Source organism: Paracoccus sp. SY (assembly GCF_002901215.1).
In the GTDB taxonomy this organism is placed as follows: domain Bacteria; phylum Pseudomonadota; class Alphaproteobacteria; order Rhodobacterales; family Rhodobacteraceae; genus Paracoccus; species Paracoccus acridae.
This window is the reverse complement of the sequence record NZ_NWMQ01000006.1, coordinates 1-24,283: the sequence shown is the minus strand read 5'-3', so window position 1 is coordinate 24,283 and position 24,283 is coordinate 1. Positions and strand designations below refer to the sequence as shown.

Annotated in this window: 24 protein-coding genes and 1 tRNA gene; 20 read left to right on the top strand and 5 right to left on the bottom strand. The window is 64.3% G+C overall.

The window, feature by feature from the left end; translation table 11 throughout:
* Positions 1-63: 63 nt before the first annotated feature.
* Positions 64-2,703 (bottom strand): ATP-dependent chaperone ClpB, encoded by a 2,640-nt coding sequence (gene clpB, locus CK944_RS06990; RefSeq protein WP_103172341.1) that lies wholly within the window; start codon positions 2,701-2,703, stop codon positions 64-66.
* Between the two features lie 155 nt (positions 2,704-2,858).
* On the opposite strand from clpB, the gene pyrF reads away from it, so the two are divergent.
* Both pyrF and CK944_RS23170 read left to right on the top strand, forming a co-directional pair.
* Positions 2,859-3,542 carry an orotidine-5'-phosphate decarboxylase gene (gene pyrF / locus CK944_RS06985; protein ID WP_103172340.1) on the top strand — a complete coding sequence of 228 codons (684 nt, stop codon included), beginning with the start codon at positions 2,859-2,861 and terminating at the stop codon, positions 3,540-3,542.
* Between the two features lie 47 nt (positions 3,543-3,589).
* Positions 3,590-4,324 carry a DUF998 domain-containing protein gene (locus tag CK944_RS23170; RefSeq protein WP_103172339.1) on the top strand — a complete coding sequence of 245 codons (735 nt, stop codon included), beginning with the start codon at positions 3,590-3,592 and terminating at the stop codon, positions 4,322-4,324.
* Positions 4,325-4,370: 46 nt separating this feature from the next.
* On the opposite strand, the gene CK944_RS06975 is transcribed toward CK944_RS23170, so the two are convergent.
* From CK944_RS06975 to CK944_RS06965, 3 genes are read right to left on the bottom strand one after another with little or no spacing between them, the layout of a single operon-like run.
* Positions 4,371-4,631 (bottom strand): NfeD family protein, encoded by a 261-nt coding sequence (locus CK944_RS06975; RefSeq protein ID WP_103172338.1) that lies wholly within the window; start codon positions 4,629-4,631, stop codon positions 4,371-4,373.
* Entirely contained in the window at positions 4,628-5,518 is an 891-nt protein-coding gene (locus tag CK944_RS06970; protein ID WP_103172337.1) for an SPFH domain-containing protein, read from the bottom strand. Before CK944_RS06970 ends, CK944_RS06975 begins: the two co-directional genes overlap by 4 nt.
* 12 nt (positions 5,519-5,530) lie before the next feature.
* Positions 5,531-6,397, bottom strand: coding sequence for an N-formylglutamate amidohydrolase (locus tag CK944_RS06965; protein WP_103172336.1), 867 nt, complete (start codon positions 6,395-6,397; stop codon positions 5,531-5,533).
* 154 nt (positions 6,398-6,551) lie between these two features.
* Between CK944_RS06965 and CK944_RS06960 the strand changes: the two genes are divergently transcribed.
* From CK944_RS06960 to CK944_RS06920, 9 genes are all read left to right on the top strand, one after another.
* Positions 6,552-6,626 (top strand) — tRNA-Val (locus CK944_RS06960).
* Positions 6,627-6,703: 77 nt separating this feature from the next.
* Complete coding sequence (gene ykgO, locus CK944_RS06955; protein WP_028725484.1) at positions 6,704-6,829, top strand: type B 50S ribosomal protein L36; 126 nt, start codon at positions 6,704-6,706, stop codon at positions 6,827-6,829.
* A 163-nt stretch (positions 6,830-6,992) separates the two neighbouring features.
* A complete protein-coding gene (locus CK944_RS06950) occupies positions 6,993-7,913 on the top strand; it encodes a calcium-binding protein (protein ID WP_239985988.1) in 921 nt (306 codons plus the stop codon).
* 141 nt (positions 7,914-8,054) lie between these two features.
* Positions 8,055-8,324: a 30S ribosomal protein S15 gene (gene rpsO, locus CK944_RS06945; RefSeq protein WP_103172335.1), complete on the top strand. Its 270-nt coding sequence runs from the start codon at positions 8,055-8,057 to the stop codon at positions 8,322-8,324.
* Between the two features lie 165 nt (positions 8,325-8,489).
* Positions 8,490-9,071, top strand: coding sequence for a hypothetical protein (locus tag CK944_RS06940; RefSeq protein WP_146038617.1), 582 nt, complete (start codon positions 8,490-8,492; stop codon positions 9,069-9,071).
* 302 nt (positions 9,072-9,373) lie between these two features.
* Positions 9,374-11,518: a polyribonucleotide nucleotidyltransferase gene (pnp, locus tag CK944_RS06935; RefSeq protein WP_103172333.1), complete on the top strand. Its 2,145-nt coding sequence runs from the start codon at positions 9,374-9,376 to the stop codon at positions 11,516-11,518.
* 100 nt (positions 11,519-11,618) lie between these two features.
* Positions 11,619-12,707 (top strand): glycosyltransferase, encoded by a 1,089-nt coding sequence (locus CK944_RS06930; RefSeq protein WP_103172332.1) that lies wholly within the window; start codon positions 11,619-11,621, stop codon positions 12,705-12,707.
* Positions 12,704-13,489 carry a hypothetical protein gene (locus tag CK944_RS06925; protein WP_103172331.1) on the top strand — a complete coding sequence of 262 codons (786 nt, stop codon included), beginning with the start codon at positions 12,704-12,706 and terminating at the stop codon, positions 13,487-13,489. Before CK944_RS06930 ends, CK944_RS06925 begins: the two co-directional genes overlap by 4 nt.
* A complete protein-coding gene (locus tag CK944_RS06920; RefSeq protein WP_239985987.1) occupies positions 13,474-14,304 on the top strand; it encodes a glycosyltransferase family 2 protein in 831 nt (276 codons plus the stop codon). The genes CK944_RS06925 and CK944_RS06920 overlap by 16 nt, the downstream gene beginning before the upstream one ends.
* Positions 14,305-14,313: 9 nt before the next feature.
* Here the strand turns inward: CK944_RS06920 and CK944_RS06915 are convergent, their stop codons facing one another.
* Positions 14,314-14,970, bottom strand: coding sequence for a peroxiredoxin (locus tag CK944_RS06915; RefSeq protein ID WP_103172330.1), 657 nt, complete (start codon positions 14,968-14,970; stop codon positions 14,314-14,316).
* 153 nt (positions 14,971-15,123) lie between these two features.
* On the opposite strand from CK944_RS06915, the gene CK944_RS06910 reads away from it, so the two are divergent.
* The 9 genes from CK944_RS06910 to CK944_RS06870 all read left to right on the top strand — a co-directional run.
* Positions 15,124-16,572, top strand: coding sequence for an aldehyde dehydrogenase family protein (locus CK944_RS06910; protein WP_103172475.1), 1,449 nt, complete (start codon positions 15,124-15,126; stop codon positions 16,570-16,572).
* Positions 16,573-16,665: 93 nt separating this feature from the next.
* On the top strand, positions 16,666-17,403 hold the full coding sequence (locus CK944_RS06905; protein WP_103172329.1) for a flagellar motor protein MotB: 738 nt from the start codon (positions 16,666-16,668) through the stop codon (positions 17,401-17,403).
* A 69-nt stretch (positions 17,404-17,472) separates the two neighbouring features.
* Positions 17,473-18,789: a flagellar hook protein FlgE gene (locus tag CK944_RS06900; RefSeq protein ID WP_103172328.1), complete on the top strand. Its 1,317-nt coding sequence runs from the start codon at positions 17,473-17,475 to the stop codon at positions 18,787-18,789.
* A gap of 12 nt (positions 18,790-18,801) precedes the next feature.
* The gene (gene flgK, locus CK944_RS06895; protein ID WP_103172327.1) at positions 18,802-20,253 is read left to right on the top strand and encodes a flagellar hook-associated protein FlgK; all 1,452 of its coding nucleotides are present in this window, start codon (positions 18,802-18,804) and stop codon (positions 20,251-20,253) included.
* Positions 20,254-20,256: 3 nt separating this feature from the next.
* Positions 20,257-21,267 (top strand): flagellin, encoded by a 1,011-nt coding sequence (locus tag CK944_RS06890; protein ID WP_103172326.1) that lies wholly within the window; start codon positions 20,257-20,259, stop codon positions 21,265-21,267.
* Positions 21,268-21,284: 17 nt separating this feature from the next.
* Positions 21,285-22,367, top strand: coding sequence for a flagellar basal body P-ring protein FlgI (locus tag CK944_RS06885; RefSeq protein ID WP_371411656.1), 1,083 nt, complete (start codon positions 21,285-21,287; stop codon positions 22,365-22,367).
* Positions 22,368-22,456: 89 nt separating this feature from the next.
* Positions 22,457-23,017 (top strand): dTDP-4-dehydrorhamnose 3,5-epimerase, encoded by a 561-nt coding sequence (gene rfbC, locus CK944_RS06880; protein WP_103172324.1) that lies wholly within the window; start codon positions 22,457-22,459, stop codon positions 23,015-23,017.
* Positions 23,014-24,054 (top strand): dTDP-glucose 4,6-dehydratase, encoded by a 1,041-nt coding sequence (rfbB, locus tag CK944_RS06875; protein WP_103172323.1) that lies wholly within the window; start codon positions 23,014-23,016, stop codon positions 24,052-24,054. The genes rfbC and rfbB overlap by 4 nt, the downstream gene beginning before the upstream one ends.
* Positions 24,051-24,283: sugar nucleotide-binding protein (locus CK944_RS06870; RefSeq protein WP_158247968.1), on the top strand; the 233-nt coding region annotated here is incomplete at its 3' end. The genes rfbB and CK944_RS06870, both read left to right, overlap by 4 nt.

The window sequence follows — 24,283 nt, the reverse complement described above, 5'->3', positions numbered from 1 at the left end:
CTCTGGCGGCTTCTCTCGCAAGGGAAAAGCGCGGGACTTTCCATCGTCCCGCGCTTTTCATGTTCAGTGAACGGTTGCCTCGGGCTTGGGGCCTTCGCCGACGGCCCCAAGCTTGTGGCCTGCCCGGCCCACGCGGTTTTCCACGATCAGCCCGTCCGGCCCGGCGGTCACATGCACCGTCTGACCGTCCATCACCTCGCCCGACAGCAGCAGTTCGGCCAGGGGATCCTGCAAGGCCCGCTGGATCACTCGCTTCAGGGGACGCGCCCCGAAGACCGGATCATAGCCCTGGTCGGCCAGCCACTTGCGCGCGGCATCGTCCAGGTCCAGCGTGATCTTGCGCCCGGCCAGGCGCTGTTCCAGCCGCCGCAACTGGATCTTGACGATCCCGTCCATGTTCTGCCGCGACAGGCGGCGGAAGATGATGATCTCGTCCAGGCGGTTCAGGAATTCGGGCCGGAAATGCGCCCGGACCGCTTCCATCACCTGCTGGCGCGCATCGGTCGAATCCGATCCTTCCGGCAGATGCGACAGCGCCTGCGACCCCAGGTTCGAGGTCAGGATGATCAGCGTCTGCTTGAAGTCCACCGTCCGGCCCTGGCCGTCGGTCAACTGTCCGTCGTCCAGAACCTGCAACAGCACGTTGAAGACGTCCGGGTGGGCCTTCTCGACCTCGTCGAACAGGATCACCTGATAGGGACGCCGCCGCACGGCCTCGGTCAGCACACCGCCTTCGTCATAGCCGACATAGCCCGGAGGGGCGCCGATCAGCCGCGCCACGGAATGTTTTTCCATGAACTCGGACATGTCGATGCGGACCATCGCGGAATCATCGTCGAACATGTATTCGGCCAAGGCCTTGGTCAGTTCGGTCTTGCCGACGCCGGTCGGACCCAGGAACAGGAACGACCCAAGCGGGCGGTTCTCGTCGTTCAGGCCCGCGCGGGCGCGGCGGACGGCGTTGCTGACCGCCACCACGGCTTCCTGCTGGCCGATAACGCGGGCGCCGATCTGCTCCTCCATCTTCAGCAGCTTCTCGCGCTCGCCTTCCAGCATCTTGCTGGTGGGGATGCCGGTCCAGCGTTCCACGACCTCGGCGATCTGCTCGGGGCGGACGGCTTCCTCGACCATCAGCCCGTCCGCGCCGCCGTTCTCGGCCTCGGCAAGCTGGCGTTCCAGGCCCGGGATGATGCCATAGGACAGTTCCCCCGCGCGGGCCAGGTTGCCCTCGCGCTTCGCCTGGTCCAGTTCGGCCCGCGCCCGGTCAAGCTGTTCCTTGAGATGGCGCGATCCTTCCAGCTTGTCGCGTTCGGCCTGCCAGCGGGCGGTCATCTCGGCGCTGCGCTGCTGCAGGTCGGACAGGTCGCGTTCCAGCCGCTCCAACCGGTCCCTGGATGCCGCGTCGTCTTCCTTTTTCAGCGCCTCGGCCTCGATCTGCATCTGCAGGATCTGGCGGTCAAGCTGGTCCAGTTCCTCGGGCTTGCTGTCCACCTCCATGCGCAGGCGCGACGCCGCCTCATCGACAAGGTCGATGGCCTTGTCGGGCAGGAAGCGGTCGGTGATATAGCGGTGGCTCAGCGTCGCCGCCGCGACCAAGGCCGCGTCGGAGATGCGGACGCCGTGGTGAAGCTCATACTTCTCCTTGATGCCGCGCAGGATGGAAATCGTGTCCTCGACCGTCGGTTCCTCAATCAGGACCGGCTGGAAGCGCCGGGCCAGGGCCGCGTCCTTTTCGATATACTTGCGGTATTCGTCCAAGGTCGTGGCGCCGACGCAATGCAGCTCACCCCGCGCCAGCGCGGGCTTGATCAGGTTCGCGGCATCCATGGCCCCGTCCGTCTTGCCCGCGCCGACAAGGACGTGCAGTTCGTCGATGAACAGGATGATCTCGCCCGCGGCATTCTCGATCTCCTTCAGGATCGACTTCAGCCGTTCCTCGAACTCGCCCCGGTATTTGGCGCCGGCGATCAGCGCACCCATGTCCAGCGCCATCAGCCGCTTGTCGCGCAGGGATTCGGGCACGTCGCCATCGACGATGCGCAGCGCCAGACCCTCGGCGATCGCCGTCTTGCCCACGCCCGGTTCGCCGATCAGCACCGGGTTGTTCTTGGTGCGGCGCGACAGCACCTGCATGGCGCGGCGGATTTCCTCGTCCCGGCCGATGATCGGGTCGATCTTGCCGTCACGCGCCGCCTGCGTCAGGTCGCGGGCATATTTCTCCAACGCCTCATAGCTGTCCTCGGCCGACGCGCTGTCCGCCGTGCGACCCTTGCGGATGTCGTTGATGGCCGCGTTCAGCTTTTGCGCGGTGACGCCGCCCGCCGACAGCGCGTCGCGGGCACGGGTGTTGACCATCGTCAGCGCCATCAGGATGCGCTCGGCGGGAACGAAGCTGTCGCCCGCCTTTTTCGCGACTTGCTCGGCCTCGTCCAGCACGCGCACCAGCGAGGGGTCCACATAGACCTGGCCATTGCCGCCCTTGACCTTGGGCAGCTTGGCGACCGCTTGGTCCACGGCTTCCTTCACGCGGCGGGCATCGCCGCCAGCGCGCGTGATCAGGTTCGACGCCAGCCCCTGGTCGTCGTCCATCAGCGCCTTGAGCAGATGTTCGGGAACGACCCTCTGGTTTTCCTCGCGGATCGCGATGGTCTGGGCGGCCTGCATGAAGCCGCGCGACCGTTCGGTGAACTTTTCCATGTTCATCGACAATATCTCCTTCCTCTAGCCCCCGTGTCGCAGGCACCCTGTCGGCGCGCCCCGGTCCGGGTCTTCGGTTATGATTTGGGTTGCTTGCCAATACTTTCAAGCCGTTTCGCGTTGTGCCATAACGCCGCGATTTTGCGGGAAAGGGCGGATGGATGGATGACCGGCTGATCGTGGCGCTGGATGTGCCGAATGCCCTGGCGGGGCTGGACCTGGCGGAACGGCTGGGCGATGCCGTGGGCTTCTACAAGATCGGCCTGGGGATGCTGACGGGCGGCGGGCTGGCGCTTGCGAACGAGTTGAAGGCCGATCATGGCAAGCGCATCTTCCTGGACATGAAGCTGTTCGACATCGGCGCCACGGTGGAAGCCGCCGTGCGCGGCCTGGCGCGGTTCGACCTGGATTTCCTGACCGTCCACGGCGACCCGCATGTGATCCGCGCCGCCAAGGAAGGGGCAGGGGGATCGAACCTGAAAATCCTGGGCGTGACCATCCTGACCTCACTGGAACGCGCGGACCTTGACGCGGGCATGATCCAGCCGGGCGATCTGCACGAGATCACCGTGGAACGCGCCGCCCGCGCCTTCGAAGCCGGGGCCGACGGCATTATCTGTTCCCCGCGAGAGGCGGCGGCCATCCGCGCCCTGCCGGGATCGCGGCTGATCGTGACGCCGGGCGTGCGGCCCGCTGGCGCGGATCTGGGCGATCAGAAGCGCGTGGAAACCCCCGCCAGCGCGATTGCCGCGGGGGTGGATCATATCGTGGTCGGCCGCCCCATCTGGCAGGCCGCCGATCCCCGCGCCGCAGCCCAGGCCATCCTGGCCGAGATGCGCGGCTGATTGACCGCCGGTCCCATCCGCGCCAGTCTGGCGAAAAGGGGGCCAGGATGGCGGACAAAAGCGGCTTTTCCCAAAAGGCCCATAACGATCTGGTCCTGTCCTTCCTGGCGGTCCGGCGGGCGATCGGGGCGCTTGGGTTCTTCCTGCCGCTGGCGCTCTTGGCCTATGGCCTGCTGCGGGGCGACCTCCTGCCCAGCATTTCGTCGGCCTATTACAGCCCGATGCGAGAGGTCTTCGTCGGCACCCTGATCGCGCAGGCGGTGTTCCTGTGGAGCTATGAGGGGTTTCGCCCCGATGCGGGCGATTGGATCACGGACAAGGGCACGGCGCGCGTGGCGGCCGTGGCCATTGCCCTGGTGGCCCTGGTACCCACCAGCCCCGATGAAAAGGCGCCCGAGGGTGCCCCCGAACCGATCTGCACGCTGTTGCAATGCCTGCTGGATCGCGGCGGCGCGGATTGGTCGTCGCTGGTGCATCTGGTCGCGGCGGGGGTCTTCTTCGGTGCCTTGGCGATCTATTGCCTGATCCTGTTCACCAAGGGCGCGGTGGATGATGCGGAAAAGCAGGCCTCCAACCGGATCTACCGCCTCTGCGGCTGGACCATCATCGTCAGTATCGGGCTTGTGGGGGTGTTGTTCGCGACCGGACTGGACGACAGCCTGTCCTATCTGCGGCCCGTCTTCTGGCTGGAGACCGCCGCCACCTTCGCCTTTGCGACAAGCTGGATGGTCAAGGGCGATGCAATGCGTCCCTTGGTGCGCGGGATCGCGGCCCTACGCTAGGGGCTTCTTCGTTGCCCAAATACCCATCCGACATCCGCTTGCGCCGTCAGTCGTTGATGTCGCGGTCCCAGACGCGCCGTTCCCCCTGGCTGGTGGGCCACAGCCGCCGAAACACCAGCCAGGCAATGGCGGACAGGATCGCGGTGACCACCAGCGTCAGCGGCAACCCCGCCGTCCACAGCCCGGTCAGCAGCAGAACGCCCATCAGCCCGACGGATGCGGCAAGCCCCAGGAAGGCCCAGCCCGGCACCATCAATTCCACCCCCGCCAGCACGAAGGCCGCGATCAGCCACCACCAGCCGTTCACGAGGGCGACCGCCCGCGCAACAGCCCGAAGGCGTCGGTAAAGGCGTCAAGCGCCGCCGCCGGAACCAGCACGACCTGCTTGCCCTGGCCCTTGCCGATATCGGCCAGGGCCTCGACCTGCTTCAGCGCGACCTGGTATTGCGCGGCCTCCAACCCGTTCTTCTGGATCGCCTCGGCAATGGCGGCGGTGGCATAGGCCTCGGCATCGGCCAAGACGCGCTTGGCCTTGGCAAGCTGTTCGGCGGCATAAAGTTCGCCATCAGCGGCCAGTTCGACCGCGCGGCGCTTGCCCTCGGCCTCGGTCACCTGGGCGCGGCGGGCGCGTTCGGCGTTCAACTGTTGCAGCATGGCGGCGCGGGTGGCCTGGTCCAGGTTCACGTCCAGGATCTCGGCCCGCGTGACCTCGATCCCCCAGTCGTCCACGACATTGGCAAGCGATTCGCGGATCCGGGTGATCAGTTGCGCCCGGTTCGACTGCACCTGATCCAGTTCCATCGTGCCGATCTCCGACCGGACGATCCCCGTGACCGTGGTGGCGATGGCGGCGTCGATGTCGCGGATGCGGTAAACCGTCTTTTCCGGTTCGATGATGCGATAGAAGACGCTGGTTTCCACCTGCACCAGCACGTTGTCCGCCGTGATGGCATCCTGGCTGTTCGAGGGCAACTGCCGTTCCAGGATGGAAATGCGATGCGCGACGCGGTCCAGGAAGGGCACCGTCAGGTTGATCCCCGGACCCAGCACGGCATGAAGCCGCCCGAATCGTTCAACCACATATTTCTCGGATTGCGGGACGATCTTCACGGCAGACAGGGCCGCCATCAGGATCAGGACCGCCAGGACGATCAAGGCAAGGTTCTGGCCGATCAGGTCAGGCAGGTCGTTCATCGCGCGCTCCTGTCATTCGGCGGCGATCGCCGCGTCCGACCGGCCGTCGGCATCCAGGACCGACAGCGTCCGAATCACCCGGGCCATCCGGGCGGCGACATCGTCGAAGCCGCCATGCGGGGTGATGGTCTTTTCATCCATGTACAGCGCCCGGTCGATTTCCAGCTGCACGACATGGACATTATGGCAGGGCCGGCCATAGGCCGAACAGATATAGGCCCCGGCAAAGGGCGAATTGCGCCGGATCCGCCAGCCCTCGGCCTCGACCGCGGCGACGATGGCATCCGACACGCGGGCCGAGGCGGACAACCCGTGGCGGTTGCCCAGCACCATGTCGGGGCGCGCGCCCTGCAGGTGGTTCAGCGCGTCATGGGGCATGGAATGCATGTCGATCAGGATCGCCTGGCCGAACCGCGACCGCGCCTCGGCGATCAGGCCGGTCAGGGCCTGGTGATAGGGCCGCCAATAGGCGTCGATGCGCCGTTCGGCCTCGGCCCTGTCGATGGGGCGTTCAAGGATGGCGCGACCCTGGGACACGACGCGGGGAATCACCCCAAGGCCCGCCAGCGTCCGCTGGTTCAGCGGATGGCGGGGCACGCCACGGACCACCAGGGGGTCGATATCGTCCGGGGCGCGGTTCAGATCGACGATGGCGCGCGGCACCTGGGCGCGAATCGTCACCGCGCCAAAGGACGGTGCGCAGGCGATCAGGCGGTCCACGAAGGCATCCTCGGACGACCGCAGCGTTTCGGGGGGCAGCTTCGTGCCTTCCAGGAACCAGTCGGGATAGGTCCGGCCCGAATGAGGCGATCCGAAAATCACGCCGCTGGCCCAGGTGCCGGGCCGGTCGATCAGGACAGGCAGGTCGGAATCGGTCAAGTCAGTCCCCGGCAGGCGGTTTCCTCATGTTCATATAAGCGATAATTTTCCTGCTGCGATAGGGCTTGAAACCCCCAAAGCGCCCCTATATAGACACGCGGACCGAAAGGCGGTGCCGGACATGTCGCAGATGTTTCCGGGATCACCCAAGGACGGGCGGTTAGCTCAGCGGTAGAGCACTACGTTGACATCGTAGTGGCCACTGGTTCGATCCCAGTACCGCCCACCATGTTTTCGCCGCCCCCGGCCGTTGTCGGGGGCATTTCGTTTTCCTGCGGCTGCGAGCCGCGTGATGGAGAAAAACCGATGAAGGTTCGCAATTCGCTCCGCTCGCTGAAAAGCCGGCATCGCGACTGCCAGATCGTGCGCCGCAAGGGCCGCATCTATGTGATCAACAAGACCAACCGCCGCTTCAAGGCCCGCCAGGGCTGATCCGGCGCGATCGCATCGAAAACGAAACGACCCGCCCCCTGGGCGGGTTTTTCATGTCCAGTGCATGATTTCCGACACGGATTAACCCTTCCTTTATAAATCTCTTGGTTAATGTCGCCTTGCGGTTGTATTACCAAGTTGTGTCGCTGTTCGGGGTTCCGCCATGTTCGTGCTTGCCAGTCTGATGGCGCTTGCTGCGGCCGGTGCCGCGCTTGATCTGGCCCCTAGCCGAGCCGATGATGACGACGACACCGATGGCCTTCCCCCGACCCTGGGCACCGCCGATCCGGGCGAGGTGGGCGATGTCAGTTCCGGGGCCCCCGAACTGGGCGAAATCCCCGAGGAGCCGGTTCTTCCGCTGCCTGAGCCGGTGCCCGACGCGGAAGCCGAAGACGACCTGATCGAAGGCGGAGATTCTGCGGACGACCTGCAGGGCGGTCGGGGCAACGACACCATCCTCGGCGGGGCGGGCGACGACTGGATCCAGGGCGATGGTGAATACGATGCGGCCGGCGCGGACGAGATCTGGGGCGGGGCGGGTGCCGATTCGCTGGCCGGGCAGGGTGGTGACGACATCATCTGGGGCGAGGATGGCGACGACACGATCTATGGTGGCGAAGGCCAGGACACCTTGTTCGGCGGGGCCGGGAACGATTGGCTTTCCGGCCATGACGGGGACGATGTCCTTGTCGCGGGCGGGGGCGGCGACGATCTTGACGGGGGGCGCGGCAACGACCTTCTGGTGGGTGACGATGATCCCCAGACCGTCTGGATGCACGGCGGCGAGGGTGACGACACGCTGATGCCGGGCAGCGCCGATTTCGCCGAAGGACAGGCGGGGGCCGACGATTTCATCGTGAAGCAGGGCGCAGAGATCCTGCCGGTGATTGCCGATTTCGACGCGACAGAGGATCAGATGATCCTGCACCTGCCCAAAAGCGTGGCGCAGGACGCGCAGGTCGGGCTTGTCCAGGATAAGGATGGCACGATGCTGGTGACGGTGAACGGCGATCCCGTGGTCAGGATGCTGCAGGGCGGCGGCCTGGCGGTCGCGGATATCGTGATCGTCCGCACGCCGGGTTAAGGTCGCAACCCCCCTTTCCCCCGGCGCGTTTTTCCTGTATCGGCGCGCATCCGTCCCGGTCTGCCGGACGGACACTCCACGGGCCCGTGCTGGACGACATCCCGGCCTGCGCCATAACCCCTTTCCTGAAAGGAGACCCCGATGTCGATCACCGTCGAAGAAAAAGCCCGCGTCATCAAGGAATTCGGCACGGCCGCAGGCGACACCGGTTCGCCCGAGGTGCAGGTCGCGATCCTGTCGTCGCGCATCGCCACCCTGACCGAGCACTTCAAGACCCACAAGAAAGACAACCATTCGCGTCGTGGTCTGCTGATGATGGTCGCGCAGCGCCGCAAGCTGCTGGACTATCTGAAAAAGAAGGACGAAGCCCGCTATACCGACCTGATCGGCAAGCTGGGCCTGCGCCGCTGATCGCAGCCTGTCTGGACAAGCAAGCGCCCGCAGTCCCTGGCTGCGGGCGCTTTCACATCAACGCCTCGGATTGGTTAACGACTCGTTAAAATACGACAGGCTTTTCGGTGGACCCCATTGATCTGCGGCCTAAAAAATAGGCTGTCAGTAATAAAGGAGTCGCGAATGGCACTTGGTATCTTGAAACCCGTCCTGAACCCGCTGTTGAGCCCGTCAGCCTCCAACGCCGCCCCTAACAGCGCCGTTGCAAGAAGGGCGGCCGAGGCCTTGGCGGCCGCGCAGCAGGCGGCGGCGCCGCAACCCGGCCCCCAACAGTCCGAAGGCGTCGTGTTCGATTTGTCCGACAAGGCACTGCAACAGGTTGACCAAGCGGAAGCGGCCCGGTCCACGGCTTCGGCTGCGCAACCCTCTGCCACCACGCAAGCGCCGGTCACGGCGGTGCAAACCGCCGCCGCCGTCGGGTCGTCGGGTGCGGCCCGCAGTGCCTCCGGGGCATTCCGGGACGTCAAGCCTGCCGAGGAAAAGGTCGCCCCGGTGGTCAGCCGGGAACTTGCCCCCAGCGACCCGTCCGAAGAGGAACGCGCCCGCGCCTGGGCCATCCGGGGGATGGAGCGCGGGAAGCTGCTGGATCTGGTCGAAAAGCTCAAGGTCACGCCCCAGGCCGACCCGGCCGAGAAAGAGGTGGCCCAACACACTGCCGCGCAGCCTTTCGTTCAGGCCGCACCCGACCGCAAGGGCGCTGCCTGACGCCAGGCCCTCGCCCCGAAGCACCAGAAAGACGCCCGTTGCCCATGGCTGCGGGCGTTTCCTGTGAAGCCCAGGGTCATGCGGCATCCCTTGGGCCTGCCGGTTCGCGTCGCGTTTGCGGTCCCCGGCCTCGGCGCACCTGCCGTCCCACTTCCCAAACCCCTTGTTTTCCTGTAAGGCCCCGCCATCTGTGACGTGACGCCCAAGCCCCGGGGCACATGCGAAGGATAGGGGCGGCGGCAATGGGGTCGCCATATGACACGGGCGCGGCCAGAGGGCTGGCGCGGCCCAGAGGAAACCAGATGTTTGAAGAAGTGAAGAAATCCATCCAGTGGGGCCAGGAAACGCTCACGCTGGAAACGGGCAAGGTTGCCCGTCAGGCCGACGGCACGGTCATCGCCACCCTGGGCGAGACCAGCGTCATGGCCAACGTGACCTTCGCGAAAGAACCGAAGCCCGGGCAGGATTTCTTCCCGCTGACGGTGCATTATCAGGAAAAATACTATGCCGCCGGCAAGATCCCCGGCGGTTTCTTCAAGCGCGAGGCGCGCCCGACCGAGAAGGAGACGCTGACCGCGCGCCTGATCGACCGTCCCTGCCGCCCGCTGTTCGCCCCCGGTTTCAAGAACGAGACCCTGGTGATGTGCACCGTGCTGTCCCACGATCTGGTCAACGATCCCGACATCGTGGCGATGATCGCGGCATCCGCCGCGCTGACCATTTCGGGCGTTCCCTTCATGGGCCCGATCGGCGCGGCCCGCGTCGGCTTCTCGAACGGCCAGTACGTCCTGAACCCCGAAGTGTCCGACATGGACAACCTGCGCGGCAACCCCGAGCAGCGCTTGGACCTGGTCGTCGCCGGCACCAAGGACGCCGTGATGATGGTCGAATCGGAAGCCTATGAGCTGACCGAGGAGGAGATGCTGGGCGCCGTCAAGTTCGGCCACGAGCAGATGCAGCCCGTGATCGACCTGATCATCGACCTGGCCGAAGCCGCCGCGAAAGAGCCGTTCGACTTCCAGTCGCCGGACTACAGCGCGCTTTATGCCCGCGTGAAGTCGCTGGGCGAAGAAGGAATGCGCGCGGCCTATGCCATCATCGACAAGGCCGACCGCCGCGACGCCATCCAGGCCGTCCGCGAAAAGGTCGTGGCCAGCCTGTCCGAGGAAGAACTGGCCGATCCGAACCTGGGCTCGGCGCTGAAGAAGCTGGAATCGGGCATCCTGCGCGGTGACGTCATCAACGGCGGCGCCCGTATCGACGGCCGCGACACCCGCACCGTCCGCGCCATCGACAGCGAAGTGGGCATCCTGCCGCGCACGCATGGTTCCGCCCTGTTCACCCGCGGCGAGACGCAGGCCCTGGTCGTGACCACGCTGGGCACCGGCGATGACGAACAGATCATCGACGCGCTGCACGGCAACTTCCGCTCGAACTTCCTGCTGCACTACAACTTCCCGCCCTATTCGGTGGGCGAGGTTGGCCGCGTGGGTTCGCCCGGCCGCCGCGAGATCGGCCACGGCAAGCTGGCCTGGCGTGCGCTGCAGGCCGTTCTGCCCGCCCCGACCGACTTCCCCTATACCATCCGCGTCGTGTCCGAGATCACCGAATCCAACGGCTCGTCCTCGATGGCGTCGGTTTGCGGCGGTTCGCTGGCGATGATGGACGCGGGCGTTCCGCTCAAGGCGCCGGTCGCGGGCGTGGCCATGGGCCTGATCCTGGAGGAAGACGGCAAGTATGCGGTCCTGACCGACATCCTGGGTGACGAAGACCACCTGGGCGACATGGACTTCAAGGTCGCCGGCACCTCCGAGGGCATCACCTCGCTGCAGATGGACATCAAGGTCCAGGGCATCACCCCCGAGATCATGGAGCAAGCCCTGGCGCAAGCCAAGGAAGGCCGCCTGCACATCCTGGGCGAGATGGCCAAGGCCCTGACCGAAGGCCGCCGCGAGTTCAGCGCCCATGCCCCGCGTATCGAGACCATGCAGATCCCGACCGACAAGATCCGCGAAGTGATCGGCTCGGGCGGCAAGGTCATCCGCGAGATCGTGGAAACCTCGGGCGCCAAGGTGGACATCAACGACGACGGCACCATCAAGATCGCCTCGGCCAACGCCGATTCGATCAAGAAGGCCTATGACATGATCTATTCGATCGTGGCCGAGCCGGAAGAAGGCAAGATCTATACCGGCAAGGTCGTCAAGCTGGTCGATTTCGGCGCCTTCGTGAACTTCTTCGGCAAGCGCGACGGCCTGGTCCACGTGTCCCAGATCGCCAACAAGCGCCTGACCCACCCCAACGAGGTGCTGAAGGAAGGCCAGGAGGTCAAGGTCAAGCTGCTGGGCTTCGACGACCGCGGCAAGGTCCGCCTGGGCATGAAGATGGTGGACCAGGAAACCGGCCAGGAAATCACCGAAGCCAAGGAAGAGGCGGCCGAGGGCTGATCATCCTCTTGAGATATCGGGCGACCCCGTCTTTGGCGGGGTCGTCTTCTGCGACGACCTTTTTTCATATATTTGGTTCGTCTGGCCAAAGGTTGCCTCGATGACTGCATCCGCCATCTATCTTGTGACGGACGAGAAACTTGCGTCCATTGCCGGAATGCAGGCAAAGCGGATTGCCACCTTGTGGGCCTGTGACGTGCATGTCTTTGTCGAGCGAAAAGATCGCAACGCGCAAATCCGCGAATTCGGCTGCGGCGAAGGCGTGATCTATCACTATGACGAGTTGATGGGCTTTCTGCCCGAAGGCCTGCCCGAGGACCGGAAATGGCCCAGAATCGTTTATCTTCGCCTGTTCGTGCCGCAGGTGCTGCACAGGTATCGCAAGCTTCTATACATGGATGCGGATATCTGGGCCATGCGCGCCGAACGCTGCATCTGGGATATTGATCTTCCCGCAGGGATCGGGGCCGTCAGCGACATCGCAACTCTGAGCAAGGCGCCTTACGACATCAAGGACATGAGCCGTGATCAGTGGCTGGAATCGATTGGCGTCAGATCCGGTAGATATCTCAATTCGGGAGTGCTTCTGATTGATGTGGGGAAATGGCTGCAGATCGATTTTGCGCAGGAACTCAGCCAATACTTTGTCTCCTATCCCGCAGCCGCCCGCTTCGATCAGGATTTCCTGGCGCATCATTTCGATGGCGTCTGGACGGAACTCAGCCCCCGGATGAACTATCAGGCCTATGTCTTGGAACTGGGGCTGACCGAGACGATAGCGCCGGTTTTCATCCACTTCTGTCGCACCCAGAAACCCTGGCATGGGGATACAAGAGGATGGCGTGCGCCTACCGACCCCCGTTACACGGCGCTGTACCACAAACTGATGCAGGACGAAGGGGAGGATTACACCTCTTACCTGCGGCTCAATCCGGTCAATCCGTTGCGGCGGGCAAGATATTGGCTGCGTGCTTGGACAAGAAAGCGGTTTGGCCATGTCTCGAGCCGTGAAAAGCGCGATCTGGCGGATTGGCAACGCCGGTCGGATGAGTTCCTGCAGTTCATGTCCGCAGGCTTGTCGGCAGGCCGCTTTGCGGATGAATCACGGAAAAGATTGAATTTGCCCCGAAGCAATCCTGTTTTTGACGGGCGCTTTGTCGTGGCCGAGGAAAACAGGACCTTGCGATGACTCGTTTGGCCCCTGTCCTGATCCTCACCATGAAATGGGGCACGCTCTACAGCGCCGACGACGTGAACCGCCTGTTCCGCCAGATCCGCCGCCATCTGACCCGGCCTCACCGCTTCATCTGCTTCACCGACGATGCCCGTGGCCTTGATCGGGGCATCGAAGCGATGCCCCTGCCCGAACTGGGTTTGCCCCCCGGGCATGGCGATACCCGGTGGCGCAAGCTGGCGATCTTCCGGCGCGATCTGGCGGGTTTGTCGGGGACGGCGCTGTTTCTGGACATCGACCTGGTGGTGGTCGATGACCTGCAGCCCTTCTTCGACCTGCCGGGTGCCTTTCACATCATCCGCGACGACGACCTGTTCCGCCCCAAGCCCCTGCGTCGCGTGAACCCCTCGCGCGACCGCTTTCTGCACAGTGTGGGCAATTCCAGCGTCTTCCGGTTCGAGATCGGGCAGCACGCCTATATCCTCGATGCTTATCTGGCCGATCCGGCAGGCGCCACGGCCCGTTATGAGATCAGCCAGCAGTTCCAGTCGGCGCAACTGGCGGCGCATGGAAACCTGAACTATTGGCCCAAGGGCTGGTGCGTCAGCTTCAAGAACGATTGCGTCCCGCGGCACCTGTCCAGCTATCTGCGCGACCCCGTCCTGCCCGAAAGGGCGAAGATCGTCCTGTTCGCCGGCGCGCCGAAGATGGAGGATGTCTTTGCCGGGCGGGGCCACAAATGGTATCGCCGCATCGGCAACATCGACTGGCTGCGCCAGGCTTGGGACCGGCCGTGATTTCGGACGCCTTCCGCGCCTTCAAGCATCGCCGCCGCCTGGCCCGTGCCCGGGCCGAGGTCATGGCCCGTACCGATGCGCCCGGCCGCCCGCACGGCCTGCCCGGACCGTTGGTCCTGTCACTGACCAGCTATCCGGCGCGGTTCGGCACGCTGGAACTGACGCTGCGCGCCATCCTTCGCCAGACCATGCAGCCTGACCGGGTGATCCTCTGGCTGGATGAAGGGGACAAGGCCCACCTGCCGCCCGCCATTGCCCTGCTGCCAGGGCTTGAGGTCCGGACCTGTTCACCGTGGCGGTCCTACAAGAAGATCGTGCCCACGCTGCTGGATACACCGGATGCCTTTGTCGTGACCGCGGATGACGATGTCCATTATCCGGCCGACTGGCTGGAAAGGCTGGTTTCGGCGGTCCACCAAGGCGCGAAGATCGCCTGTCATCGCGCCCATCGGGTGACGCTGCGCCAAGGCAAGCCCGCCCCCTATGCCGAGTGGCGCCACAATATCGATGCGCCGGAACGATCCCCGCTGGTCTTCCTGACCGGGGTCAGCGGCGTGATCTATGCGCCGGGTGTCTTTCACCCCGATGTGACGCGGGATGACCTGTTTACCCTGCTGGCACCGCGTTCAGACGATGTTTGGCTTTACTGGATGCACCGCATGGCGGGAGTGGAGGCGCAGAAGATCGGCGCCCGCGCCCGGATCCTTGAATGGGAAGGCAGTCAGGTGCAAAGCCTGCGCAGCCAGAACCTTCACGGCACGGGCAACGACCAGGCGATCGCCGCCCTGCTGGACCGCTATGGCTGGCCAGGCTGAAGGATCGGATCAGGCCGGATCCCTGGCAAAGCGCAGATAGGGCAGCTTGATGTCCAAGGGACCATAGCGTTCCTCGGCCGCCTTGTCGTCAAGCGCCAGGGCCACGATCACGTCCTGTCCCGGCACCCAGTTCGCAGGCGTGGCGATGGGCACGCCATCGGTCTTTTGCACGGCATCCAGGGCGCGCAGGATTTCGGCGAAGTTCCGGCCAATGGACATGGGATAGGTCATGGTCAGCCGGACCTTCTTGTCGGGACCGATGATGAAGACGCTGCGCACGGTCGCGGAATGGGCCGGCGTGCGGCCCTCGGCGGGCAGGTAATGGTCCGCCGGCAGCATGTCATAGGCCTTTGCCACCGTCAGGTCGCGGTCGTCGATCATCGCGAAATCGGCCGGCGCGCCCGCCACGGCCTCGATGTCGCGCTTCCATTTCCCATGGTCCTCGACCGAATCGACGGAAACGCCAAGAACCTTGGTGTTGCGCTTCTCGAATTCGGGGATCAGCTGGGCAACGACGCCGAATTCGGTCGTGCAGACGGGGGTGAAGTCGCGCGGATGGCTGAAGATGATGCCATAGCTGTCGCCCAGCCAGTCGTGGAACCGGATCTCGCCCTCGGTCGAGGGGGCGGTGAAATCGGGGGCGATGTCGTTGATGCGCAGGGACATCAGGGTGTCCTTCATGTTGAGAGTTTCGCGCAGGATAAGACAAAGCGGCAGGAATGCCAGCGTTTTATCGACATATTGAATCGAGATTTAACAAGGGTTGCGCAGGCCTTGCCGCCGCTTCACCTTGTCGCCAACTGGATTGGAGAAATCGCGATGACCGAGCTTCTGGACAAGCGCAAGTTCTATATCGGCGGGGCCTGGGTGGATCCCGCGCGGGCCAATGATCTCGAGGTGATCGACCCCTCGACCGAGGAAGCGGTGGCGGTCATCAGCCTGGGCGACCAGGCCGATACGGATCGTGCCGTGGCGGCGGCAAAGGCGGCCTTCGCGGGATGGTCGCGGACCGAACCGGCCGAACGGCTGGCTCATGTCGAGAAGATCCTCGAGATCTACAACCGCCGCGCGCAGGACATGGCATGGGCCATCAGCCACGAAATGGGCGCGCCGCAAGACATGTCCCTGGGCGACCAGGTGGCCGCCGGAACCTATCACATCGAAAACTTCATCACGGCCTTCAAGGACTTCGACTTCATCCGCCCGCTGGGAGACCATGCCCCGACCTCGATGGTCGCATGGGAACCCGTGGGCGTGGTCGGCCTGATCACGCCCTGGAACTGGCCGATGAACCAGGTCACGCTGAAGGTCATCCCGGCGATCCTGGCGGGTGATACCTGCGTGCTGAAACCGTCCGAGATCGCGCCCCTGTCCTCGATGCTCTTTGCCGAGATCGTGGACGAGGCGGGGCTGCCCAAGGGTGTCTTCAACCTGGTGAACGGCGACGGGCCGGGGGTGGGCACGCAGCTTTCCACGCACAAGGACGTGGACATGATCAGCTTCACCGGATCGACACGCGCGGGCATCGCGATCACCAAGGCCGCGGCCGACACGCTGAAAAAGGTCGTGCTGGAACTGGGCGGCAAGGGCGCCAACATCGTCTTCGCCGATGCCGACGACAAGGCCGTGGTGCGCGGCGCGCGGCATTGCTTTTACAACAGCGGCCAGTCCTGCAACGCGCCGACCCGGATGCTGGTCGAACGGTCGGTCTATGACCAGGCGGTCGAGACGGCGGCCAGGGTCGCCCAGGAAACCCAGGTCGCAAGCGCCCATCAGCCGGGCAAGCATATCGGTCCCGTGGTCAGCAAGCAGCAGTGGGACAAGATCCAGGATCTGATCCAGAAGGGCATCGACGAAGGTGCGCGCCTTGTGGCGGGCGGCACCGGCCTGCCCGAAGGGGTGAACCGGGGCTATTTCGTGCGTCCGACCGTTTTCGCCGATGTCAGCAACGACATGACCATCGCCCAGCAGGAGATCTTCGGCCCCGTCCTGTCGATCATCCCCTTCGACACCGAGGAACAGGCCATCGAGATCGCCAACGACACGCCCTATGGCCTGACCAACTATGTCCAGTCCGGGGACGGGGCGCGGCGCAACCGCGTGGCGCGCAGGCTGCGGTCCGGCATGGTGGAAATGAACGGCCAGTCGCGCGGCGCGGGATCGGCCTTCGGCGGGGTCAAGATGTCGGGCCGCGCCCGCGAGGGCGGCATCATGGGCCTTGAGGAGTTCATGGATTCCAAGGCCATCAGCGGCTGGCACAGGGACTGAACCTGCCGGGATAATGCCTAGCATTTGAGGGGTCGGCTTGTTCCAGGGCCGACTTGCCGCGACATTCCGTCAGGAAATCGATGGCGGTGTGCGATGGCAAGGCAGAAGGGGGCGGCAGGCCCCACGATCATGATCAAGCGGGTGACCGCCTCGGGCGAGGGGGGTCACCACGGCGGCGCCTGGAAGGTCGCCTATGCGGATTTCGTGACCGCCATGATGGCTTTCTTCCTGCTGATGTGGCTGCTGAATGCCACAACGGAACAGCAGCGTTCGGGTCTTGCCGACTACTTCAACCCCACTATCGTGCGAACACCCGGGGCCTCGGGCGAGGGGGTGGAACAGCAGGGCAAGGAACCCTCGGACGTCACCCTGGAACAGGTGGCCGAGGAGATCGAGCGTCAGCTTCGCGCCAGCGGCGGCGAATCGCAGCAGCTGACCAACCTGTTGCGCCATGTCGTCACCCGCATGACGGATGAAGGGCTGGTCATCGAACTGGGCGATCTGACCGATCAACCGCTGTTTGTCGAAGACACCGCCGAACCGCAGCCGGTTCTGACCGAACTGGCCCGAATCATCGGCAGGGTGCTGACCAGGACGCGCAACCAGGTCGCCATTTCCGGTCATGTCCGGGCATATCCTGAAACGCTGGTGAATTCCCCCGTCTGGCCCTTGTCCGATGCCCGCGCCCATGCGGTCCGGAGCCTGCTTGAAGGGTCCGACCTTGATGCTCAGCGAATCCAGCGCGTTACCGGCTATGCCGACCGCAAGAACAAGACCGGAAACCCAATGGATGCGACCAATAACCGGATCGAGGTGATTTTACTCAGATAGTCAGGGGCAATTAGGCGAATCTTAAGTCCTGCGGTGGATGATCGGGGGTGAACTGAAAAAGGTGATGCCATGTCAATGTCTTCCGCGATGAGCGCCGGTGTTTCGGGGCTGGCGGCCAATTCCACCCGTCTTGCAACGATTTCGGACAATATCGCGAATTCGGGCACCTATGGCTACAAGCGCATGGAAACCGACTTCAATTCCTTCGTGCTGAACCAGCACCGCGTTGCGGGCATGTATTCGGCAGGCGGTGTCACGGCCACCACGCAAAGGGTGATCGAGGATGACGGGGCGCTGTCCACGACCACGCATCCTCTGGACATCGCCATATCGGGCCGGGGAATGCTGCCGGTGACCTCGGCGGTGGACCTGGACAACGGGTTCACGGACCTGCCGTTCATGATGACCCGCACGGGGTCTTTCCGTCCCGATGCCGAAGGTGTCTTGAAGACGGGTTCAGGCCTGGTCCTGATGGGCTGGCCCGCCCAGGCCGACGGGACCATCCCGCTGATGTCCCGCGATACCATGACCGGGTTGACCCCTGTCCGGATCAGCGCCAACCAGACCGCAGGCGACCCCACGACCGAGGTGTCGCTGGGCGTGAACCTGCCTGCAAGCAAGACCCTGGCCACCGCCTCAGGCGATCCCCTGGCCTTGAAGGTCGAATATTTCGGAAATCTGGGCACGTCAGAAGCCCTGAACATCACCTTCATCCCGGACACCTCGGATCCGACCGGCATGTCGAACACCTGGGTGATGGAGGTCCGCGATTCCGCCTCGGATCCGGCGGCCAACCTGGTTGGGTCCTACCGCATCGTCTTTGACGACAGCCAGGCACATGGCGGCAGCATCGCAAGCGTGACCACGCTGTCGGGCGGGGCCTATGATCCGGTGTCGGGGGCGATCGGCCTGACCGTTGGCGGTGGTGCGATGGATCTGGTCGTCGGCACCCCTGGCGGAACAACGGGCCTGCGGCAGCTTGCAGCCAATTTCTCGCCCACGAACATCACCAAGAATGGCTCCCCGGTCGGCAACCTGACCACGGTCGAGGTGGACGCTGACGGCTTTCTGAAGGCCAGCTATGACACGGGCTTCGTCAAGACCCTGTATCAGATCCCGCTGGTGGATGTTCCCAATCCGAACGGCCTGATGTCCGTCGATTCACAAGCCTTTACCATATCGCCCACCTCGGGCAGCTTCTTCCTGTGGAATGCGGGCGACGGCCCGACGGGTTCTCTCCAGGGATATGCCTTGGAGGAATCGACCACTGACGTGGCCGAGGAACTGACCCACCTGATCCTGACGCAGCGTGCCTATTCGTCGAACGCGAAGATCATCCAGACCGTCGACGAGATGTTGCAGGAAACGACGAACATCAAACGCTGAGGGGTGGTCTGAATGAGCATTGCGCGCGCCCTTGGAAATGCCATGTCGGGCCTGACGGCCACGGCGCGGGGGACCGAAACCGTTGCGGCAAACCTGGCCAACGCCGCCACCCCAGGCTATGCCCGGCGAGAGATGGCGGTCAGTGCCCAGACCGCAGGCGGCAATGCCGGGGGCGTGCGCATCGACGGCGTCACGCGCGCGGTCAACGCAAGCGTCCTGTCGGAATCCCGCCTGGCCGAGGCCGCGCGGGCCGAAGCCTCGACCCGGCTGGCCTTTGCCAAGCAGATCGAGGATCGGATCGGCATTGCCGGCAGCACTGGCGGTCTGGGGGCTGCGCTTGGCGATTTTCGAACGGCCTTGTCCTCCGCAGCCAGTCGCCCCGATGACGAAATCCGGCTGACGCAGGCTGTGGACAAGGCGCAGATACTGGCCAACCGGCTGAATGCGGCCTCGGACCAGGTTCAGGCTGCCCGCAGCGCGGCAGATCAGGCCATCGCCGCCGATGTCGCCCGGCTGAACAAATCGCTGGCCGAGATCGCGCAGCTCAATCGTCGGATCGCCGTGCTGGAGGCCGATGGCTCTGACCCCTCGTCGCTTCTGGATCAAAGACAGGGGATCATCGGCGAGATTTCGAAGATCGTTCCCGTACAGGAGGTAACGCGTCCCGCCGGAGCCGTGGCGCTGTTCACGGCCGGAGGGGCGGTGCTTCTGGACGGCACCACCCCGACTGAACTGTCCTTCACGGCCGCGGGGCAGGTGACTGCGGGCCAGACCGCAGGATCCGGGTTGGCGCTGTTGACGCAGAACGGGGCCGACCTGACGCAGTCGCAGATGCAGCTTTATGCGGGAGGCTCATTGGCCGCGAATTTTGCGGTTCGCGACGAATTGGCCCCCGCTGTCCAAGCCTCGCTGGACGATCTGGCCTTCGAATTGCACGAACGCCTTGCGGATCCGGCAGTGGACGGCACCTTGGCCGCGACCTCGGCCGGCCTGTTCACAGACGATGGCGCCCGTGCCAGCCTGTCAGGCAAGACAGGACTGGCGGGGCGGATCGGCATCAATGACGCGGTGGTCGAGAACGCCGGAGGGGCGGCCTGGCGGCTGCGCTCGGGCCTGAATGCCGCCACGGAAGGCGCGGTCGGCGACTCGACGTTGCTGGTTGCGATCTCGGCGGCCCTGGATCGTTCCACCTTGATCCCCGGCACCGGCTTCAGCGGCAAGGCTTCCATGACCGACCGCTTCGGAACGGTGGAATCGCTGGTCTCCACCACGCGCGTGAACGCACAATCCGATGCCGCGATCCGGAACAGTCAAGCCGACACGATCTCGTCTAGGCTGGCCGCGGATGGAGTGGACAGCGATGCCGAGATGCAGCGTCTGCTGCGATACGAACAGGCTTATGCCGCCAATGCGCGCGTCATTCAGGCCATTCAGACCATGATGGATCAGATACTGGGGATATGACGAATGACGGTGCAATCCATCGGTGATCAGGCCCGTGCCTTTGCCATGCAGGCCGCCTCGAACAGGATCAAGACCACCCTGGCCACACTGACGGCCGAGCTGTCCAGCGGAGAGGTTGCGGATCTGGGCGCCAGGCTGCAAGGCAACACGCAGGATCTGGCCGGCATCGAAGCCCGGCTTGCAATGCTGACGCAGTTCAAGTCCAACGCGGCCGAGGCTGCGGCCCATACCCAAGGCATGCAGAACGCGCTGACATCAGTTCAGTCGATCAATGAGGATATCGGCCAAGGCCTTTATCTTGAACCCGAGGCCACGACGGAAGGACTTATGGCGGCCCGGTCGGCCGAGGCCGCATCCGCATTCCAGGCGGTGATCGGTCATCTGAACGGCACGGTCGGGCAACGCTTCCTGTTTTCGGGTGCGCACAGCGACACACGCCCCCTCGCCTCGGCAGATACGATCCTGACCGCGCTGACTGCACAGGTGGCCGGGCTGACCACCGCCGGGGATGTGGCGCAGGCGGTGTCGGATTGGTTCGACGCAGCCCCAGGCACCGGCGGCTTTGCCGACACGGCCTATCATGGCGGACCGGGAGGCCAGTCGACGCCCATCGGCGAAGAGACGGCGATCACTCTGACCACGACCGCCTTGTCCCCCGCCATCCGCGACAGCCTGAAGGGCCTGGCCACCGCAGCAATGCTGGATCGGGGTGCTTTGGCCGGGAACGGGACCGAGGCCAGGACGCTTCTGCAAGGGGCCGGCCAGGCCTTGCTGCAGAACTCTCCTCGATTGGTCGCCGAAATGTCGCGCCTGGGCTATGCCCAGCAGGTCATCGCCACCGCGCAGACCGAAGGCAATGCAGCCTCCGCCACTCTGCAAACGGCAAGAAATACCCTGCGCGAGGCCGATCCGATGGCCACCGCGGCCGCCATATCGGATGCGGAAACCAAGCTGCAAACGCTGTATTCCGTGATCGGGCGGCTGTCGCAACTCAAGCTGGTGAATTATCTGTGATGCGTCGTTTCCTGGTTATGGTCGTCATGGTCCTGCTGCCCGCGATTGCGGCGGCGGCTCCGGTCCGGATCAAGGATCTGGCCGATTTCGACGGGGTAAGGGGCAACGATCTGGTCGGCTATGGCCTGGTCGTCGGTCTGGACGGCACCGGGGACGGCTTTCGCAATGCCCCTTTCACCGAGGAATTGCTGGCCGGCTTGCTGGAACGGCTGGGGGTCAATGTCACCGACGAGGCGCTGCGATCCCGCAATGTCGCGGCCGTTGTCGTGACCGCGACCCTGCCTCCTTTCGCGCGGTCGGGCAGCCGCATCGACGTCAGCGTGTCCACGATCGGTGACGCCAAGAGCCTGCTGGGCGGGACGCTGGTCATGACTCCGCTCAAGGCGGCGGACGGCAATATCTATGCCGTGGCGCAGGGTTCCATAATCGCCAGCGGCGCCGCAGTCGAGGGCGAGGCCGCACGGGTGGTCGAAGGGGTGCCGACTTCGGGCAAGATCCCCGTCGGCGCTCGGGTAGAGCGTGAGGTCGAATTCGATTTCGCCAGTATCCAGAACATCCGTGTCGCCCTGCGGAACGCGGATTTCACGACCGCGACACGGATCGAAGATGCCATCAATCGCGATTTCGACCGCAGGGTCGCAATCACCCAGGACAGCGGTACCGTGCTGGTCGAGTTCAGGCAACTGGGCGACGTGAACCCGGCTCGTGTTCTCGGGCGCATTGAAAACCTGACCGTCGAACCGGAAGATCGCGCCAAGGTGGTCATCGACCACAAGTCCGGCACCATCGTGATCGGAGAGCGTGTGCGCATCTCTCGGGTCGCCGTGTCCCAGGGGGCCTTGACGCTGAGTGTCAGCGAGGCGCCGATGGTCTCGCAGCCCAATCCCTTTGCAAGGGGCGAAACCGTGACCGTTCCCCGGACGGTGGCCGAATTGCGCAATGAACCGGGCATCGGCTTTGCCGAGGTGGCGGGGGAAACCTCTCTCAGCGATCTGGTAGAGGGATTGAACGCCCTGGGCGTCCGCCCGCGAGAGATGATCGACATCCTCAAGTCCATCCATGCGGCCGGGGCGCTTCACGCGGATCTGGTGATCGAGTGACACAACCGGGGATTTTCGCCCGCGGGTGAGTGACACGACCTTTCCCATCGCATAGAGGGGGGCGACGTTTCCAATTTTGGGTCGATCCGATGAAGATAGAAGCCACTGCCTTGCCCGATGTCCTTGTCCTGACCCCGGCGCGCTTTGGCGATGAACGTGGCTTTTTTTCGGAAAGCTGGAACCGAAAGACATTGGCCGAGGCCGGGTTGGCGATGCCCGAATTCGTCCAGGACAACCACTCGCTGTCCTTTCGGGTCGGAACGGTCCGCGGCCTGCACTATCAGGCGCCGCCCTTTGCCCAGGGAAAGCTGGTGCGCTGCGGGCGGGGGGCGCTTCTGGACGTGGCCGTGGATGCGCGGCGGGGCAGCCCAACATACGGCCAATGGGTTGCGGTTCAGCTGACCCCTGAAAACGGTCGGCAGCTTTGGATCCCCGAAGGTTTTCTTCATGGCTTCGTCACCCAGGAACCCGACACCGAGATCGTCTACAAATGCACGGCCCATTACGACCGCACCAGCGACGGGGCGGTCCTGTGGAACAGCCTTGGAATAGACTGGGGGGTCGATGATCCCCTGCTTTCCCCCAAGGACCGGGATGCCCCTGCCTTCGCGGACTGGACGTCACCTTTTGAATACAGGGGCGCAGCATGAAGATTCTCGTAACCGGAGGGGCGGGGTTCATCGGTTCGGCCGTGGTTCGCCTTGCCGTTTCGCGCGGGCATGAGGTGGTCAATGTCGATGCGCTGACCTATGCCGCCAATCCCGCGAACGTGGCCGATGCCGCCGAAAGCCCGCTTTATTCCTTTGAACAGGTCGACATCCGCGATCGTGCGGAACTGGACCGTGTCTTCGATGCCCACCGGCCCGATGCGGTGATGCATCTGGCGGCCGAAAGCCATGTCGATCGGTCCATCGACGGGCCTGCGGCCTTTATCGAGACCAATGTCATCGGCACGTTCAACATGCTGGAGGCCGCCCGCCGGTACTGGACGGCCAATGGCAGGCCGGATGCCTTCCGCTTCCACCATATCTCGACGGACGAGGTCTTCGGCTCACTGGGCGATACGGGACAGTTCACCGAAACCACCCCCTATGATCCGCGCAGTCCCTATTCTGCCAGCAAGGCAGGATCGGACCATCTGGTGCGGGCCTGGCACGAGACCTATGGCCTTCCGGTGGTGCTGACCAATTGTTCGAACAACTACGGGCCATATCATTTTCCTGAAAAGCTGGTGCCCGTCGTCATCCTGAAGGCCTTGGCAGGGGAACCGATCCCGGTCTATGGCGACGGCGGCAATGTGCGTGACTGGCTTTACGTCGAGGATCACGCCGACGCGCTGCTTCTGGTGGTCGAACAAGGGCAGGTCGGCCGCAGCTACAACATCGGCGGCGAGAACGAGGCCAGAAACATCGACCTGGTCCGCACGATCTGTGCGCATATGGACGATCTGCATCCCGAAGGCGCGCCTCATGCCGATCTGATCACTTTTGTGACCGACCGCCCGGGCCATGACCGGCGGTACGCAATCGACCCGGCCCGGATCCGCACGGAACTGGGTTGGCGTCCCTCGGTCACGGTCGAGGAAGGGCTGCGGCGCACGGTCGAATGGTATCTGAACCACAGGGACTGGTGGCAGCCGTTGTTGTCGCGCGACGGGGTCGGCCAGCGGCTTGGTCAGGCGAAATGACCGGCCTGCTGATCCTTGGAAAATCCGGGCAGCTTGCGCAGGCCCTGATGCGCCTTGCCCCCGAGGCGATCGCCTGGGGCCGAGGGGACGCGGATCTGTCGGTCCCCGACGCGGTCATTCCGCGCATCCATGCGCTGAGACCCTGGGGGATCATCAACGCGTCTGCCTATACTGCCGTCGATCGCGCTGAAAGCGACCGAGACGCCGCGTTGGCCCTGAACGCCACGGC

Bases quoted from the DNA above. Each gene is read 5' to 3' on its own strand.
- ykgO (WP_028725484.1), top strand. From the start codon at position 6,704: ATGAAGGTTCGCAATTCGCTCCGCTCGCTGAAAAGCCGGCATCGCGAC.
- rpsO (WP_103172335.1), top strand. From the start codon at position 8,055: ATGTCGATCACCGTCGAAGAAAAAGCCCGCGTCATCAAGGAATTCGGC.
- CK944_RS06925 (WP_103172331.1), top strand. From the start codon at position 12,704: ATGACTCGTTTGGCCCCTGTCCTGATCCTCACCATGAAATGGGGCACG.
- CK944_RS06950 (WP_239985988.1), top strand. From the start codon at position 6,993: ATGTTCGTGCTTGCCAGTCTGATGGCGCTTGCTGCGGCCGGTGCCGCG.
- CK944_RS06915 (WP_103172330.1), bottom strand. From the start codon at position 14,970: ATGTCCCTGCGCATCAACGACATCGCCCCCGATTTCACCGCCCCCTCG.
- CK944_RS06890 (WP_103172326.1), top strand. From the start codon at position 20,257: ATGACGGTGCAATCCATCGGTGATCAGGCCCGTGCCTTTGCCATGCAG.
- flgK (WP_103172327.1), top strand. From the start codon at position 18,802: ATGAGCATTGCGCGCGCCCTTGGAAATGCCATGTCGGGCCTGACGGCC.
- CK944_RS06910 (WP_103172475.1), top strand. From the start codon at position 15,124: ATGACCGAGCTTCTGGACAAGCGCAAGTTCTATATCGGCGGGGCCTGG.
- clpB (WP_103172341.1), bottom strand. From the start codon at position 2,703: ATGAACATGGAAAAGTTCACCGAACGGTCGCGCGGCTTCATGCAGGCC.
- CK944_RS06905 (WP_103172329.1), top strand. From the start codon at position 16,666: ATGGCAAGGCAGAAGGGGGCGGCAGGCCCCACGATCATGATCAAGCGG.
- CK944_RS06885 (WP_371411656.1), top strand. From the start codon at position 21,285: ATGGTCGTCATGGTCCTGCTGCCCGCGATTGCGGCGGCGGCTCCGGTC.
- CK944_RS23170 (WP_103172339.1), top strand. From the start codon at position 3,590: ATGGCGGACAAAAGCGGCTTTTCCCAAAAGGCCCATAACGATCTGGTC.
- CK944_RS06930 (WP_103172332.1), top strand. From the start codon at position 11,619: ATGACTGCATCCGCCATCTATCTTGTGACGGACGAGAAACTTGCGTCC.
- pnp (WP_103172333.1), top strand. From the start codon at position 9,374: ATGTTTGAAGAAGTGAAGAAATCCATCCAGTGGGGCCAGGAAACGCTC.
- pyrF (WP_103172340.1), top strand. From the start codon at position 2,859: ATGGATGACCGGCTGATCGTGGCGCTGGATGTGCCGAATGCCCTGGCG.
- CK944_RS06900 (WP_103172328.1), top strand. From the start codon at position 17,473: ATGTCAATGTCTTCCGCGATGAGCGCCGGTGTTTCGGGGCTGGCGGCC.
- CK944_RS06940 (WP_146038617.1), top strand. From the start codon at position 8,490: ATGGCACTTGGTATCTTGAAACCCGTCCTGAACCCGCTGTTGAGCCCG.
- rfbC (WP_103172324.1), top strand. From the start codon at position 22,457: ATGAAGATAGAAGCCACTGCCTTGCCCGATGTCCTTGTCCTGACCCCG.
- rfbB (WP_103172323.1), top strand. From the start codon at position 23,014: ATGAAGATTCTCGTAACCGGAGGGGCGGGGTTCATCGGTTCGGCCGTG.
- CK944_RS06970 (WP_103172337.1), bottom strand. From the start codon at position 5,518: ATGAACGACCTGCCTGACCTGATCGGCCAGAACCTTGCCTTGATCGTC.